The organism is Streptomyces sp. HPF1205 (genome assembly GCF_020400825.1).
Lineage (GTDB): Bacteria > Actinomycetota > Actinomycetes > Streptomycetales > Streptomycetaceae > Actinacidiphila.
The window spans coordinates 51281-66957 of sequence record NZ_JAINVH010000006.1 but is presented as its reverse complement, the minus strand read 5'-3'; the positions used below and the strand labels follow the sequence as shown (position 1 = coordinate 66957).

The following is a 15677-nucleotide window of genomic DNA, read 5'->3' as shown; positions in this document are numbered from 1 at the left end:
AATCAATGAATAAGCGTAGGGCGCAATACGCGGCAGCCGTGCTGTCGGTGGGGGCACTGGCCCTGAGCGCGTGCAGCAGCGGCGGGGGCGGCGGTCCCTCGGGCGGGAGCAACTCGTCCGGCGCCAGCCCCACCGCTGTCCAGGCCAAGGTCCAGGAGATCACGGTCGGCACTGCCGCCGACTCCAAGGGCCCGGCCCTCGCGGTCAGCGGTGCCAAGCAGGGTGGCACCGTCCACGACCTCGAGCAGAGCGGCATCAACCACCTGGACCCGGCGCAGGCGTACGTCAACCAGGAGCAGGTCATCGGGCAGCTGTTCAGCCGCCAGCTGACCAACTACAAGATCGACCCGGCGACGGGCAAGACCGTCCTGGTCGGCGACCTGGCGACCGACGCGGGCACCTCGTCCGACGGCGGCAAGACCTGGACCTACCACCTCAAGGACGGCCTGAAGTGGGAGGACGGCACGCCGATCACCTCCGACCAGGTCAAGTACGGCATCGAGCGGCTCTACTCCAGCTTCGAGACCGCCGGCCCGCAGTACCTGCAGGTGTGGCTGTCCGGTGAGAACTTCCGCAAGGTCTACCAGGGTCCGCAGAAGGGCAAGGAACTGCCCGACTCGGTGATCGCGACGCCGGACTCGAAGACCGTGGTCTTCCACTTCCTCAAGCCGCACGCCGACGCCCCGTACGCGATGGCCCTGTCCGGCTCCGGCCCGATCCTGAAGTCCAAGGACACCGGCCCGAAGTACGACACCGCCCCGTTCTCCGACGGCCCGTACAAGATCGCCAGCTACCAGGCGGGCAAGGCGCTGGAACTGGTCCGCAACACGCAGTGGGACCCGAACTCGGACCCGATCCGCAACGCCTACCCGAACAAGTGGGACATCCAGCTCGGCATCGACCAGGACAGCCTCACCCAGCGGCTGCAGGCCTCGTCCGGCGACGACAAGAACTCGCTGGCCCTGGTCGCCTCGGCCTCGCCGACGCAGACCTCGGTCATCGCCGGTGACGCCTCGCTCAAGCCGCGCCTGGTCAACGAGGTCCAGCCGTTCGTCGACGTGTTCAACATCAACGTGACGCGCGTCAAGGACGTCCGGGTCCGCAAGGCCATCGAGTACGCGTTCCCGCTGCAGCAGGTGCAGACCGCGCTCGGCGGCCCGACCCAGGGCGACCTGGGCACCAACCTGATAGGCCCGACGGTCGCCGGGTTCAAGCCGGCCGACCCGTTCGGCAAGCTCACCAAGCCGACCGGCGACCCGGAGAAGGCCAAGGAGCTGCTGAAGGAGGCCGGGGTCACCAACCTCAAGCTGACCTACGCCTACTCCAACACCCCGCGCTGGCAGAACGTGGCCACCACGCTGAAGAACGCCTTCGCGAAGGCCGGCATCACGCTGAACGCCACGCCGATCGACTCGACGCAGTACTACACGCTGATCGGCAAGGTGAACAACCCGTACGACATGTACCGCACGGGCTGGGGCGCCGACTGGCCGAACGCCTCGACGGTCATCCCGCCGACCCAGGACGGCCGACTGGTCGCCGATGACGACCCGGACTACTCGCACCTGAACGACCCGCACGTCAACAGCGAGATCGACCGGATCAACAACATCGCCGACCTGACCCAGCAGACCGCCGAGTGGCAGAAGCTGGCCGAGTACATCGAGGGCAACGACGTCCCGTCGGTCCCGTACCTGTACGACAAGTACTACAACGTCTACGGCAACGGCCTCGGTGGCGTGAGCTACAACTCGCCGCTCGGCACCCTGAGCCCGAACACCGTCTTCGTGAAGTAGCCCCCGGCAGTACGGCAGTACCGCCGAAACAGCCTCCACCGGTGTCCGGCCCCGCGGCAGGTCCGCGGGGCCGGACGCCGGACTGGGGGCGCCCCCTCCATCCGCTCCCGACCGGCGCCGCACAGCCAGCGGCACCCCTACGGAAGAGCCCGACCCATGCTCCGTTTCCTCGTACGCCGGGTGCTAGGCGCCGCCGTCATCCTCCTCCTGATCAGCTTCGTCACCTATCTGCTGTTCTTCACCCTGCCGAGCGACCCGGCGCTGCTCTCCTGCGGCAAGAACTGCAACCCCACGAACATCGCCCAGATCCACAAGAACCTCGGCCTGGACAAGCCCGTCCCGGTGCAGTGGTGGGACTACGTCGTCGGCATCTTCGGCGGCCGCCACCTGCCGCTGGGCAACTGCCCGGCGCCGTGCCTCGGGCTGTCGTTCACCAATGACACCTCGGTGTGGGCGCTGATCAAGGACCGCTACCCGACCACGCTGTCGCTGGCCGTCGGCGGATCGGCCATCTTCCTGATCATCGGCGTGGGACTCGGCCTGATCTCCGCGTGGAAGCAGGGCTCGGTCTTCGACCGGGTGGCGAGCTCGCTGTCCCTGCTGGGCCAGTCGGTGCAGATCTACTTCATCGGCCCGCTCGCGCTGTACCTGTTCGTCTTCAAGCTCGGCTGGCTCAAGCGCGGTTCGGACCCCGACTGGTCGCACGACATCTGGGGCTCGGTCCAGGGGATGATCCTGCCCTGCGTGATCATGTCGGTGATCTTCTGGTCGAACTACAGCCGCCAGACCCGCTCCCTGATGGTCGAGCAGCTGTCCGAGGAGCACGTCCGCACCGCCAGGGCCAAGGGCATGAGCTCGCGCTACGTCTTCATGCGCTACGCCCTGCGCGGCGCGATGGGCCCGATCATCACCATCTTCGGCATCGACGCCGGCTCGGTGTTCGGCGGGGCCATCATCACCGAGGCGACCTTCAGCCTGCACGGCCTGGGCAACCTCGCGGTCTCGTCGGTGCAGGCCACCGACCTGCCGCTGGAGATGGGCGTGATGCTGGTGGGCGCCGCGCTCATCGTGTTCTTCAACATCATCATCGACGCCTGCTACGCCTTCATCGACCCACGGATCCGGCTCGCATGAACCCGGCAAACGTCGTACCGACCCCGGTTCCGGACCCGAGGAGAGCCCGAAAGTGACCACCCTGACCAAGCCGGACCCCGCCTCCGCGCCTGGCGGTTCCCAGGCAGGCGGCGGCCCGTTCCTGTCCGTACGCGACCTGTACGTGCGGTTCGCGACCGAGGACGGCGTCGTCAAAGCCGTCGACGGTCTGTCGTTCGACCTGGAGCGCGGCCAGACGCTCGGCATCGTCGGCGAGTCCGGCTCCGGCAAGTCCGTGACGAACCTGGCGATCCTGGGCCTGCACAACCCGCGCAACACCACGATCACCGGCGAGATCATGCTGGACGGCCAGGAGCTGACCGGCGCCACCCAGCGGCAGCTGGAGAAGCTGCGCGGCAACAAGATGGCCATGGTCTTCCAGGACTCGCTGACCGCCCTGTCGCCGTACTACACCGTCGGGCGGCAGATCGCCGAGCCGTTCATGAAGCACACCGGGGCCTCCAAGCGGGAGGCCCGGCAGCGGGCGATCGAGATGCTGGCCAAGGTCGGCATCCCGCAGCCGGAGACCCGCGTGGACGACTTCCCGCACCAGTTCTCCGGCGGTATGCGGCAGCGCGCGATGATCGCGCTGGCCCTGGTCTGCGATCCCGAACTGCTGATCGCGGACGAGCCGACCACCGCGCTGGACGTGACCGTGCAGGCGCAGATCCTGGACCTGCTCAAGGACCTGCAGCAGGAGACCGGCACCGCGATCATCCTCATCACCCACGACCTCGGCGTGATCGCCAACACCGCCGACGACGTGGTGGTGATGTACGCGGGCCGGGCCGTGGAGCGCGGCACCGTGCGGGACATCCTCAAGACGCCCGAGCACCCGTACGCCTGGGGCCTGCTGGGCTCCATCCCGCGGCTGTCGGCGGACGTCAATGTGCCGCTGGCGCCCATACCCGGCTCCCCGCCGAGCCTGCTCAACCCGCCGTCCGGCTGCCCGTTCCACCCGCGGTGCGAGTTCACCGGCGAGGTGGGTGGCGACCGGTGCAGCGCCGAGCGGCCGGCGCTGCCCGCGGGCCGCGGTTCCGCGTGCCACCTGACGGCCGAGCAGAAGCAGACCATCTTCACCGAGCAGATCAAGCCGCGGCTGCGCTGACCAGGAGTCGAGGGAAAACCAATGAGTGAACAGACCCTGGACAAGGTCTCGGCGCCGCGCCCCGCCCCCGGGGAGCCCCTGCTGGAGGTCGCCGGCCTGCGGAAGTACTTCCCGGTCACGGGCGGCTTCCTGGTCAAGCGCAAGGTGGGGGACGTGCGGGCGGTGGACGGCGTGGACTTCTCCATAGCCGCCGGCGAGTCGCTTGGCATGGTCGGCGAGTCCGGCTGCGGCAAGTCGACCACCGGCCGGCTGGTGACCCGCCTGCTGGAGCCGACCGCGGGCAAGGTGACGTACGCCGGGCAGGACATCACGCACGCCAACCGCAAGCAGCTCGCGCCGATCAGGTCCGAGATCCAGATGATCTTCCAGGACCCGTACGCGTCGCTGAACCCGCGGCAGACCGTCGGCAACATCATCGCCGCGCCGATGGAGATCAACGGGATCACCCCGTCCGGCGGACGCGAGAAGCGAGTCCGCGAGCTGCTGGAGATCGTCGGCCTCAACCCGGAGCACTACAACCGCTTCCCGCACGAGTTCTCCGGCGGGCAGCGGCAGCGCATCGGCGTCGCCCGGGCGCTGTCGGTCAACCCCAAGCTGATCGTGGCCGACGAGCCGGTCTCGGCGCTTGACGTGTCGATCCAGGCGCAGGTGGTCAACCTGCTGCAGAAGGTGCGCGAGGAGCTGGGCATCGCGTTCCTGTTCATCGCGCACGACCTGGCGATCGTGCGGCACTTCTCGCAGCGGGTCGCGGTGATGTACCTGGGCAAGATCGTCGAGGTCGGCGACCGCACCTCGATCTACGAGCGGCCCCGGCACCCGTACACGCACGCGCTGCTGTCCGCGGCGCCCGAGGCGGACCCGGACGGCGAGGGCCGGGAGCGGATCCGGCTGGCCGGCGACGTGCCCTCCCCGATCAACCCGCCCTCCGGCTGCCGGTTCCGCACCCGCTGCTGGAAGGCGCAGGACAAGTGCGCGACCGAGGAGCCGCCGCTGGTCCAGCTCGGCGGGAGCGCGGCGGGCCATCTGACGGCCTGCCACTTCCCGGAGGAACCGACGATCACGGCGCGGGAGGAGGACATCGTCCTCGACCCCGCTCTGGCCGCGATCGAGGAGGCGGCTGACCAGACCCCTTGACCCGGGCTCGGACCGCTTCCGCTCGGCGCCAGGCCGCATCCCGGACACCCCTTTTCCCGGGATGCGGCCATCGGCGTGTCCGGGGCCGGGTCCGTCCGCGCCCGGGGCCGCCGCTCGTCCGTACCCGGGGCCGCCGAGCCCCTCCGTTCCCGGACCCGCCCGCCCGCGCCGCGCTCACTCCCCCGGGGGTACGACCCGCTTCTCCTCCGCGAAGTGGCACGCCGACTCGTGGGCGGCCGGGGTGCCGCTGCCCGCGTAGACGGAGGGGACGGCCAGCAGCGGCTCCTCCAGGGCGCACCGCTCCCGCGCCTTCCAGCAGCGGGTGCGGAACCGGCAGCCGGACGGCGGATCGGCCGGCGAGGGCACGTCGCCGCTGAGGATGACGCGTTCGCGGTACTCGCGGGCCTCGGGGTCCGGCACCGGGACCGCCGACAGCAGCGCCTGGGTGTACGGGTGGGTGGGGTGCTCGTAGATCGCCTCGTCCGGGCCGATCTCCACGATCTTGCCGAGGTACATCACCCCGACCCGGTCGGAGATGTGCCGCACGATCGACAGGTCGTGCGCGATGAACATGTACGACAGGCCGAACTCGTCCTGCAGCTTCTCCATCAGATTGACCACCTGCGCCTGCACCGACACGTCCAGCGCCGAGACCGGCTCGTCGGCGACGATCACCTCCGGCCGCAGCGCCAGCCCGCGGGCGATGCCGATGCGCTGGCGCTGGCCGCCGGAGAACTGGTGCGGATAGCGGTTGATGTACTCGGGGTTGAGCCCGACGACGTCGAGCAGTTCCTGCACCCTCCTGCGGCGGTCGCCCTTGGGCGCCACCTCGGGGTGGATCTCGTACGGTTCACCGATGATGTCGCCGACCGTCATCCGCGGGTTGAGCGAGGTGTACGGGTCCTGGAAGACCATCTGGATGTTCCGGCGGACGGCCTTGAGGGCCTTGCCTGACAGCCGGGTGATGTCCTCGCCCTTGTACAGGATGCCGCCCGCCGTGGGCGCTTCGAGGTGGGCGATCAGCTTGGCCAGCGTGGACTTGCCGCAGCCGGACTCGCCGACGATGCCCAGCGTCTCGCCCGCGAGCAGGTCGAAGGAGACGCCGTCCACGGCCTTGACCGCGCCGACCTGCTTCTTGAAGACGATGCCGCGGGTCAGCGGGAAGTGCTTGACCAGGCCCTGCACCCGCAGGATCGGCTCGCCGCCGGAGCCGGCCGCGCCGCCCTCAGGTGGCGGTGTCGTGGGCCGCGGCGCTGTCGTCACCGAGGGTCTCCTTCCAGAAGTGGCAGGCGCTGGCCCGGCCGGCGGACACGCGGTACAGCGGCGGCAGGTCGGTGCGGCACACCTCGCGCCCGCGCATCTGCGGGCAGCGGGGGTGGAAGGGGCACCCGGGCGGGATGTGCAGCAGGCTCGGTGGCAGGCCCTTGATCGCGTACAGCTCGCGGCCCTTGCGGTCCAGCCGCGGGATCGAGTCCAGCAGGCCCCTGGTGTACGGGTGGGCGGGCGCCCGGTAGATGTCGTGGACCGGCGAGGTCTCCACGATCCGGCCCGCGTACATCACCGCGATCCTGTCGGCGACGTCCGCGACCACGCCGAGGTCGTGGGTGATGAGGATCAGGCCCATGTGGTACTCGCGCTGCAACTCCGCCAGCAGCTCCATCACCTGGGCCTGCACGGTCACGTCCAGCGCGGTGGTCGGCTCGTCCGCGATGATCAGGTCCGGCTCCAGCGCGAGCGCCATCGCGATCATGACGCGCTGGCGCATGCCGCCGGAGAACTGGTGCGGGTAGCTGCGCACCCGCTCGCGGGCCGCGGGGATGCGGACGCGTTCCATCAGCTCGACGGCCTTCTCGCGGGCCTGTTTGCGGGACGCCCCGCGGTGCACCCGGAACATCTCGCCGAGCTGTTCGCCGACGGTGAGGACCGGGTTGAGCGCGGACAGCGCGTCCTGGAAGATCATCGCCATCCTGGCGCCGCGCACCTTGCGCCGCTCCTCGGCGGACATCTTCAGCAGGTCCTGGCCGCGGAAGAGCACCTCGCCGCGGGTGACGAAGCCGGGCGGGCTGTCCAGGATGCCCATCACGGCCTGCGCGGTGACCGACTTGCCCGAGCCCGACTCGCCGAGCACCGCCAGCGTCTCGCCCGCGCCGACGGCGTAGTCGACGCCGTTGACGGCCTTGGCGACGCCGTCGCGGGTGCGGAACTCCACGTGCAGGTCGCGCACTTCCAGCAGCGGCCCCTCCCCCGCCCCCTCGGACGCGGGTTCCCTCTCCAGGCTCGTGCCCATCGGTCCGGTCTCCTCAGCGCAGCTTGGGGTCGAGGGCGTCGCGCACGGCGTCGCCGAGCATGATGAACGCCAGTACGGTCAGGCTGAGCGCGCCGGCCGGCCACAGCAGCATGTGCGGCGCGTCGCGGATCGAGGTGGAGGCGTCGGAGATGTCGATGCCCCAGGAGACGGTCGGCGGCCGCAGCCCCACCCCCAGGTAGGACAAGGTGGCCTCCAGCGCGATGTACGTGCCCAGGGCGATGGTGCCGACGACGATGACGGGCGCGACCGCGTTGGGCGCGATGTGCCGCACCAGCATGCGGGTGTTGCCGGCGCCCAGGGCGCGCGCGGCCTGCACGTAGTCGTTCTGCCGGGCCGTGATCACCGAGCCGCGGGCGATACGGGCGACCTGCGGCCAGCCCAGCAGCACCATGAAGCCGACCACCGGCCAGATGGTGCTGTTGGTGATCACCGACAGGAACACCAGGCCGCCGAGGATCACCGGGATGCCGAAGAACACGTCGCTGATCCGGGACAGGACCGCGTCCCACCAGCCGGCGAAGAAGCCGGCGAGCGCGCCCAGCAGGCTGCCGACGAGGACCACGCCCACGGTGGCGGCCACGCCGACGCTGACCGAGGCCCGGGCCCCGTACACCACCCGCGTGTAGACGTCACGGCCCTGGTTGTCGAAGCCGAAGGGGTGCCCGGAGGACGGGCCGGCCTGGGACTTGGCGAGGTTGGCCCTGAGCGGGTCCTGGGTGGTGATCGCCTGCGGCCAGATGACGATGAACAGCAGGAACAGGATGATCAGCGCGGAGACGATGAAGACCGGGTTGCGCCGCAGGTCGTGCCAGGCGTCCGACCACAGGCTGCGCGGCTTGGCCAGCGGGCCGCCGGGCTCCTGCTCGTGACCCGGCTCGCGTTCCAGGGTCTGCGCGTCGGCGGCGGCCAGGTCGAAGCCGCCGCCGTAGCCGCCGGCCGGCGCCACCGCCTGTTTGGGGTCGAGCGGCTCAAGGGGGTCTTTCCCGTCAGGCATAACGGATCCTCGGGTCCAGGACCGCGTAGAGCAGGTCGACGAGCAGGTTCGCGATCAGGAAGACCAGCACCAGGATGGTCACGAAGCCGACCACGGTCGGCGCGTTGTTGCGCAGGATTCCCTGGTAGAGCTGGTAGCCGACGCCGTGGATGTTGAAGATCCGCTCGGTGACGATGGCGCCTCCCATCAGGGCGCCGATATCGGTGCCGATGAAGGTCACCACGGGGATCAGCGAGTTGCGCAGCAGGTGCCGGGTGATCACCCGGTGCCGGGGCAGGCCCTTGGCGACGGCGGTGCGCACGTAGTCGGCCCGGGTGTTCTCGGCGATCGAGGTACGGGTCAGCCGGGTGACGTAGGCCAGCGACACCAGGGCCAGCACCAGGCCGGGCAGGATCAGCTCGTTGAGGGGTGCGCTCGGCGACACCGAGGGGCTGGTCAGCTTCCACTGCACGCCGAACAGGTACTGCAGCACGTAGCCGGTGACGAACGTCGGCACCGAGATCACGATGAGGCTCAGCAGCAGCACCCCGGTGTCCACCGGCCGGCCGCGCCGCATCCCGGTGAGAACCCCCAGCGTGATGCCGATGATGATCTCGAAGACGATCGCCACGATCGTCAGCCTGATGGTCACCGGGAAGGCGCTCGCCATCAGGCTGGTGACGGACTGCCCGTTGAAGGCCGTGCCGAAGTCGCCGGTGAAGATGTTGCGCATGTAGATGAGGTACTGCTCGCCCAGCGAGTCGTTGAGGTGCAGGTCGGCCCGGATCCGCGCGGCCGTGGCCGGGTCGGGCGCGCGGTCGCCGAAGAGGGCGGCGACGGGATCGCCGAGGGCGTAGACCATGAAGAAGATCAGGAAGGTGCTGCCGATGAACACCGGGATCATCTGGAGCAGCCGCCGGATCACGTAGCGTCCCATCAGGGGGCCCTCCGGCGGGTGTCAGCCGACCTTGATCTCGTTGTAGACCGGGACGCTGAAGGGGTTCAGCGTCACGTTGCTGATGTTCGAGGAGTAGCCGGCGCTGCCGTTCTGGTACCACAGCGGGATCGCCGGCATGTCCTTGACCAGCTCCATCTCGGCCTGCTGGAACTTCGCGACGGCCGCTGAGGTGGAGCTCTCGGCATTGGCCTCGTTGACCAGCTTGTCGAAGGCGGGGCTGTTGTAGTGCGAGTCGTTGGAGGAGGCGTTCGTGTAGTACTGCGGCTCCAGGAAGTCCTGGATCAGCGGGTAGTCCATCTGCCAGCCGGCCCGGAACGGGCTGTTGAGCTGCTTGTTGGTGATCTTGTTGCGGAAGTCGGCGAAGGTGCCGACCGGGGCGCCGACGCAGGCGCGGTTGTTGCCCAGGGCGTTGTTGATGCTGTTGCAGACCGCGTCGATCCATTCCTTGTGCGAGCCGGTGTCGGCGTTGTACGAGAGGGTGATCGAGCCGCCGGGGAGGCCGCCGGCCTGCTGGATCATCGCCTTGGCCTTGGCCGGGTCGTAGGTGCACTCGGTCCCGCACAGGCCCTTCTTGAAGCCGCCCGCGTCGCCCAGCACGGGCGAGGTCCAGTCGCTGGCCGGGGTGCGGGTGTCCTGGAAGATCTGCTTGGTGATCTGGTCCCGGTTGATCGCCATCGACAGGCCCTGCCGGACCTTCGCGGAGTTCGCCGACGACCAGCGCGGGCTGTACAGCGGGAAGGCGATGGTCTGGATGATGCCGGCCGGCTCGTTGATGTACCGGCTGCCGAGGTCGGCCTTGACGTTCCTGAGCTGGTTGGCCGGGATGTCGTCGACCAGGTCGAGGTTGCCCGCCTGCAGGTCGGTGTACGCGGTGTTGCTGTCGGTGTAGACCCGCAGGTCGACGCCCTTGTTGACGGCGGCGTCCGGCCCCTTGTAGCCGTTCCACTTCACCAGGTTCATCCCGGTGCCCTTGGTGTACGAGGAGATCAGGTACGGGCCGTTGCCGACCGGCTTGGCCAGCCAGGCGGCGTGGTCGGTGAAGAACGACTTGGGCAGCGGGTAGTACGCGTTGTACCCGAGGGTGTCGGGGAACAGCGAGAACTTCTGGTTGAGCCGGACCAGGAACTCCAGGTCGTTCACCTTGGTCAGGCCGGACAGCGTCTGGGCGGTGGGCTGGGCGCCGGGGGTGTCCGGGTGGACCTTGTCGTACCCGGCGATGAAGCTGAAGAAGCTGGCGTCGAGCTGGGCGTTCTTCAGCGCGGCGCCGTAGTTCCAGGCGTTGATGAAGGAGTCGGCGTTGACCGGCTCGCCGTTGGAGAAGGTCCAGCCCGGCTTCAGCTTGATGTCGAAGTTCTGCGAGTCGGTGGTGGTGATCGACTGGGCGATCATGTTCTCGGCGGCGGCGGTCTTGGGGTTGTACTTCTTCAGGCCGCGGAAGATCATGTCGAGCACCTTGCCGCCCTGCACCTCGTTGGTGTCGGCCGGCTCCAGCGGGTTCTGCGGGTCGCCCCAGGAGGCCCTGACCACCCCGTCGCTGCCGCCGCCGCTGCTGCCGCCGCCGCAGCCCACCGCGGCCAGCGCGATCGCCGCGGCGGCGACGGCCCACTTCAAGCGCATGGCTGCGCGCATCGGGTGCCTCCTCGTTCCGTTCAGGGAGCAGCACGAACGTAAACCACATAACCCGTCAAATACGGCAAGCGGTCATTTACCGGTCACCGTGTCGCCCCTCGCGCGGCCCGGCGCCACCGCGCCACCGCGCCACCGCGCCACCGCGCCGCCACGTCGCCACGTCGCCACGTCGCCACGTCGCTGCGCCGCCTCCGCCGGAAGTTCATCTACGCGCGATGCATGAACTGACCGGACCGCGTCAAGAATGGGGACGGCCGCGCCGCGGCCGGAGAGCAGCCCGCCCGCGAACCCTTCGAGGAACCCTCATGAGTGACGTGAGCGACACCCCTTCGCCCCTGACGCCCCTGACGCCCGTGCCGGCCCGCCTGGACCGCCGCTCCCTGCTGCGCTACGGCGCCGGCGCGCTGACCGGCGCCGGGCTGGCCGCCGTCTCCGGCCTCGCGCTGGCCGGGCCGGCCGCCGCGTACGGCTGGGGCGGCACCCTGCAGCAGGGGTCGAGCGGGGCGGCGGTGACGGAACTGCAGATACGGGTGGCCGGCTGGGCCGCCGACTCCGCCTCGCACTCCTACGTCGCCGTCGACGGCGACTTCGGGCCCGGTACGGCCGCCGCCGTCAAGCGCTTCCAGGCCGCGTACGGACTGAGCGCGGACGGCGTCGTCGGCCCGCAGACCCAGTCGGTGCTCAACTCCCTGGAGAAGAGCGACGGTTCGACCGCGCACTTCGACTGGTCGGAGTTCTGGAGCCACGACGGCTCGGGCTTCTCCGGCGGGAAGGTCGGCTCGGCCACCGTCAAGGCGAACGTCCGCCGCCTGATGTACAAGCTGGAGGCGGTCCGCAAGAAGGCCGGCGGCAAGCCGGTGACCGTCAACTCCGGCTTCCGCAGCGTCGCCTACAACACGAGCATCTACGGCTACGCGACCAACTCCCAGCACCAGTACGGCATCGCCGCCGACATCGTGGTGTCCGGGGTCGCCACCAAGACCCTCTACGAGATCGGCGAGCGCAGCGGCTTCTCCGGCCTGGAGTCGTACTCCCACTCCTGGCAGCACATGGACAGCCGGGTCGAGTACGCGTACGGCGCCCAGTCCTGGTGGTGGGAGGACGGCACCGTCTGAGCCCGCGCCCTCACCCGCCGGTGCGCCGGCGCAGCGGCGGCGTGCGCGGGCACCACCCGCGGAGCCTGCCGACCGTGCTCCAGGGGGTCGCCGGTCTCCGGCCGGCGCACCTGGCGCAGGCCGATCCGGTCCGCGCCCGACCGCCGCAGCGCCTCATCGGTCCCCCTTCGCGCACCGGGTACGGAAAGCCGGGCCGGGGACGTCCCCGTCCCCCGTCGAGGACGTCCCGGCGCACCAACCATGCTCCGCGCCGCCGTGCTCAGCCAGAGGCGGCCCGTGCCTGGGCACGGCATGACCAGGCTGGGCATGGCAGGGTGCGCCCGGCGCCCGGAATACTGGCGGCATGACACTGGACCGACGCGCCGAACTGGGGGAGTTCCTGCGATCGCGCCGGGCACGCCTGCGACCGGAGGAACTGGGGCTGCGCGACTGCGGGGGGCGCCGCCGTGTGCCGGGGCTGCGCCGCGAGGAGCTGGCCCGGCTGGCCGGGGTGAGCGTCGACCACTACGTGCGCCTGGAGCAGGGCCGTACGCTGCACTTCTCCGAGGAGGTGCTGGACGCGGTCGCCCGCGCCCTGCGGCTGGACCCGGTGGAGCGCTCGCACCTGTACCGGCTGGCCCGGCCCTGGCCGGAGACCGCGGAGGGCGGGAAGCCGACGCCCTGCACAGTGCGTCCGGGGCTGCGGCGGCTGCTGGAGCAGTCCGAGGTTCCGTCGTTCGTGCTCGGCCGCAACACCGACGTGGTCGCCTGGAACCCGCTCGCGGCGGCCCTGATAACCGACTTCGGGGCGCTGCCGCCGCGCGAGCGCAACATGGCCCGGCTGGTGTTCCTCGACGAGGGGATGCGCGGCCTGTACGCCGACTGGCCGGGAAAGGCCGCCGCCGTGGCCGCCTACCTGCGGCTCGACGCGGCCCGCCATCCGGACGACCCGCGGACCGTCGAGCTGATCGCCGAGCTCCAGGCCGCCAGCCCGCAGTTCCGCACCCTGTGGGCGCAGCACCGGCTCAAGGACAAGACCCACGGCCGGTACGTCTACCGCCACCCGGTCGTCGGCGAGCTGGAACTCGCCTTCGAGACGCTGCGGCTGGCCGACGACCCGGACCAGGCGCTGGTGGCGCACACCGTCGAGAAGGGCTCGCCGTCGGAGACCGCGCTGCGCCTGCTGGCCTCCTGGGCGAGGCCGCGGAGCACGGCCCGGCACGACGCCGGTCCGTGCTCGTGATCACACCTTCTTGACCTCAGGGTCAAATACTCGTACGGTACGTACATGGGCAGGCCGAGGAACTTCGAAGCGGACACGGTGGTCGCGCGGGCGATGGAGGCGTTCTGGACGAACGGCTACGCCGGCACATCCCCCGCCGACCTCGCGGAGGCCACCGGCGTGGCCAAGGGCAGCCTCTACAACGCCTTCGGCTCCAAGCGCGAACTGTTCGGCAAGGCACTGGACCACTACAGCCGCGCCGGCGCCGAGCTGACCGAGGAGTGCCTCGACCGGCCCGGCACGGCCAGGGAGCGCATCCGCGCCTACCTCGTCCTGCTCGTGGACGCGGACCTGGACGGGCCGGTCAGGCGCGGCTGCCTCGCCGTCAACACGGCGCTGGAGCTCGGCGGGCAGGACGAGGAGGCCACCCGAGCGGTCCGCCGCATGGAGGAGCGCACCATCGAGCTGCTGACGGCCCGCATCGAGCGGGGCCGGCGGGACGGCGACGTCGCTCCCGGCGTCGACGCCAAGGCGCAGGCGCGCTTCTTGATGAACACCATCGCGGGCCTGCGCGTCATGACCAAGACCCTCGACCGGGCGGACCTCTACGGGATCATCGACACCGCACTGGCCTGCCTGTGACGTAACCGGGCCCCGACCGGGGCCTTTTTCGTACCCAAGTTTTTGACCTAGAGTTCAAGAAAGGGTCGTCATGGACCTCGCACTCAATGGAAAGACCGCCCTCGTCACCGGCGCGAGCCGCGGCATCGGACTCGCCGTCGCACGGACCCTGGCCGCGGAGGGCGTCAGGGTGGTGGGCGCCGCCCGTACCGTCACCCCCGAACTGGAGAAGGCCGCGGCCGCGACCGTGGCGGTCGACCTCAGCACCCGCGAGGGCGCGACGCAGGTCGTCGAGCGGGCCGTCGAGGCGGTCGGCGGGATCGACTTCCTCGTCAACAACGTGGGCGCGGGCGACCCGGACCGGCTGTCCCTGGGCGGCTTCCTGGGCACCTCCGACGAGCAGTGGCAGGCGGTCTTCGACCTCAACCTGTTCAGCGCGGTATGGACGACGAAGGCGGCGCTGCCCAGCCTGCTGGAACGCAAGGGCGCGATCGTCAACATCTCGTCCATCAACGCCCGCGTGTCCACGGGTTCGCCGGTCGGCTACGCCGAGGCCAAGGCGGCGCTGACCATGTTCGGCAAGCGGCTGAGCGAGGAACTGGCGCCGCGCGGGGTGCGCGTCAACACCGTCTCGCCGGGCGTGGTCGCGAGCCCGCTGTGGACCGACCCGAACGGTTTCGGCGGCAGGGTCGCCGAGGCCTTCGGCGTCCCCCACGCCGACCTCCTCACGGGCATCCCGGCACAGTTCGGCATCGCCTCGGGCCGTGTCTCCGAACCCGAGGAGGTCGCCGACCTGGTCGCCTTCCTGCTCTCGGAGCGGGCCGCCAACATCCATGGCGCCGACCACGTCATCGACGGCGGCACCTTGAAGGCGGCGTAAGCGGCCCGAACCGCGTGGCCGGCGTTGGCGGCGGCGGCTCGAAGGGGGCGCGCGCCGCTACGCCGACGCGCGGTCCGCCAGGATCTGCCCCATCCGGGCCAGCGAGGCGCGGAAGAGGCCCGGCAGATCCCGCTCGCCACCGCTTGGCGCACCATCCGTTCCGCCCGCGCCGCCCGCGCCGTCCCGGCTCTCCGCCTCCCCCGCCGCGCCCGAGTCGCCGGACGCGGCGGCGGGCGCGGCACCGGGCGCGGCAGCCACCCAGCGGGCGTAGGCGACCTTGAAAGCCGCCATGCCCGCCTCCGCGGCCAGGACGGCGGTCGGCTCGGGGGTGCCGCGCTCCCGCAGCGCCCCGGCCATCGCCGAGGCGAAGGCGTCCAGCTTGACCAGCTCGCGTTCGCGCATCTCCGTGCTGGTGGAGACGACGGCCTCCCGGCGCCGGACGCGCTCCGGGTCCTCCTCGAAGAAGGCGCCGAACGACTCCAGCGCGGCACCCACCGCGTCCATCGGGGACGCCGAGGCCGGGGCCTGCCTGATGGCGCGGGTGAGCATGTCCAGCGCCATCTCCGTTCCGTAGAACAGGACTTCGCGCTTGTCGGCGAAGTGACGGAAGAAGGTCCGCTCGGTCAGCCCCGCCGCCTCGGCGATCTCGGCGACCGTGGTCCGCTCGAATCCCTGCTCGGCGTACAGCCTCATGGCCGCCTCCGCCAGGCGTCCTCGCGCGTTCGGCTCCCATCTCCCCATGGGCCGATCATACGTGATGACAGTCCCTGGCATCACTCGTGCTACTCTGATGACAGTTACT

General features: G+C 70.3%; 14 protein-coding genes. 8 read left to right on the top strand and 6 right to left on the bottom strand.

The genetic code is table 11. From position 1 onward, the window contains the following. Positions 1–5 precede the first annotated feature (5 nt). The 4 genes from K7G61_RS08980 to K7G61_RS08965 all read left to right on the top strand — a co-directional run bounded on the left by K7G61_RS08980 (position 6) and on the right by K7G61_RS08965 (position 5190). A complete protein-coding gene (locus tag K7G61_RS08980) occupies positions 6–1796 on the top strand; it encodes an ABC transporter substrate-binding protein (protein WP_225846172.1) in 1791 nt (596 codons plus the stop codon). 156 nt (positions 1797–1952) lie between these two features. Continuing rightward, positions 1953–2930, top strand: a complete 978-nt coding sequence (locus K7G61_RS08975; RefSeq protein WP_225846171.1) for an ABC transporter permease — start codon at positions 1953–1955, stop codon at positions 2928–2930. Positions 2931–2982: 52 nt separating this feature from the next. Beyond that, on the top strand, positions 2983–4056 hold the full coding sequence (locus K7G61_RS08970; RefSeq protein ID WP_225846170.1) for an ABC transporter ATP-binding protein: 1074 nt from the start codon (positions 2983–2985) through the stop codon (positions 4054–4056). 21 nt (positions 4057–4077) lie between these two features. Beyond that, positions 4078–5190 carry an ABC transporter ATP-binding protein gene (locus K7G61_RS08965; RefSeq protein ID WP_225846169.1) on the top strand — a complete coding sequence of 371 codons (1113 nt, stop codon included), beginning with the start codon at positions 4078–4080 and terminating at the stop codon, positions 5188–5190. A gap of 174 nt (positions 5191–5364) precedes the next feature. Here the strand turns inward: K7G61_RS08965 and K7G61_RS08960 are convergent, their stop codons facing one another. Genes K7G61_RS08960 through K7G61_RS08940 form a run of 5 tightly spaced genes read right to left on the bottom strand, consistent with a single transcriptional unit; the run spans position 5365 to position 11058 of the window. Continuing rightward, a complete protein-coding gene (locus K7G61_RS08960) occupies positions 5365–6453 on the bottom strand; it encodes a dipeptide ABC transporter ATP-binding protein (RefSeq protein WP_308190611.1) in 1089 nt (362 codons plus the stop codon). Continuing rightward, positions 6416–7477: an ABC transporter ATP-binding protein gene (locus K7G61_RS08955; RefSeq protein ID WP_225846168.1), complete on the bottom strand. Its 1062-nt coding sequence runs from the start codon at positions 7475–7477 to the stop codon at positions 6416–6418. The genes K7G61_RS08960 and K7G61_RS08955 overlap by 38 nt, the downstream gene beginning before the upstream one ends. 13 nt (positions 7478–7490) lie before the next feature. Then, entirely contained in the window at positions 7491–8492 is a 1002-nt protein-coding gene (locus K7G61_RS08950; RefSeq protein ID WP_225846167.1) for an ABC transporter permease, read from the bottom strand. Continuing rightward, positions 8485–9408 (bottom strand): ABC transporter permease, encoded by a 924-nt coding sequence (locus K7G61_RS08945; RefSeq protein WP_225846166.1) that lies wholly within the window; start codon positions 9406–9408, stop codon positions 8485–8487. Before K7G61_RS08945 ends, K7G61_RS08950 begins: the two co-directional genes overlap by 8 nt. A 21-nt stretch (positions 9409–9429) precedes the next feature. Continuing rightward, positions 9430–11058 (bottom strand): ABC transporter substrate-binding protein, encoded by a 1629-nt coding sequence (locus K7G61_RS08940; protein ID WP_225846165.1) that lies wholly within the window; start codon positions 11056–11058, stop codon positions 9430–9432. Between the two features lie 305 nt (positions 11059–11363). Here K7G61_RS08940 and K7G61_RS08935 point away from each other — a divergent pair, with 305 nt between their 5' ends. The 4 genes from K7G61_RS08935 to K7G61_RS08920 all read left to right on the top strand — a co-directional run bounded on the left by K7G61_RS08935 (position 11364) and on the right by K7G61_RS08920 (position 14875). Beyond that, the gene (locus K7G61_RS08935; protein WP_225846164.1) at positions 11364–12173 is read left to right on the top strand and encodes a D-Ala-D-Ala carboxypeptidase family metallohydrolase; all 810 of its coding nucleotides are present in this window, start codon (positions 11364–11366) and stop codon (positions 12171–12173) included. Positions 12174–12516: 343 nt separating this feature from the next. Then, complete coding sequence (locus K7G61_RS08930) at positions 12517–13395, top strand: helix-turn-helix transcriptional regulator (protein ID WP_225846163.1); 879 nt, start codon at positions 12517–12519, stop codon at positions 13393–13395. A 45-nt stretch (positions 13396–13440) separates the two neighbouring features. Continuing rightward, positions 13441–14016 (top strand): TetR/AcrR family transcriptional regulator, encoded by a 576-nt coding sequence (locus tag K7G61_RS08925; protein WP_225846162.1) that lies wholly within the window; start codon positions 13441–13443, stop codon positions 14014–14016. Between the two features lie 70 nt (positions 14017–14086). Continuing rightward, positions 14087–14875, top strand: a complete 789-nt coding sequence (locus K7G61_RS08920) for an oxidoreductase (protein WP_225846161.1) — start codon at positions 14087–14089, stop codon at positions 14873–14875. Positions 14876–14932: 57 nt separating this feature from the next. Here K7G61_RS08920 and K7G61_RS08915 read toward each other — a convergent pair whose 3' ends face one another. Continuing rightward, on the bottom strand, positions 14933–15616 hold the full coding sequence (locus tag K7G61_RS08915) for a TetR/AcrR family transcriptional regulator (protein ID WP_225846160.1): 684 nt from the start codon (positions 15614–15616) through the stop codon (positions 14933–14935). Positions 15617–15677: the final 61 nt, after the last annotated feature.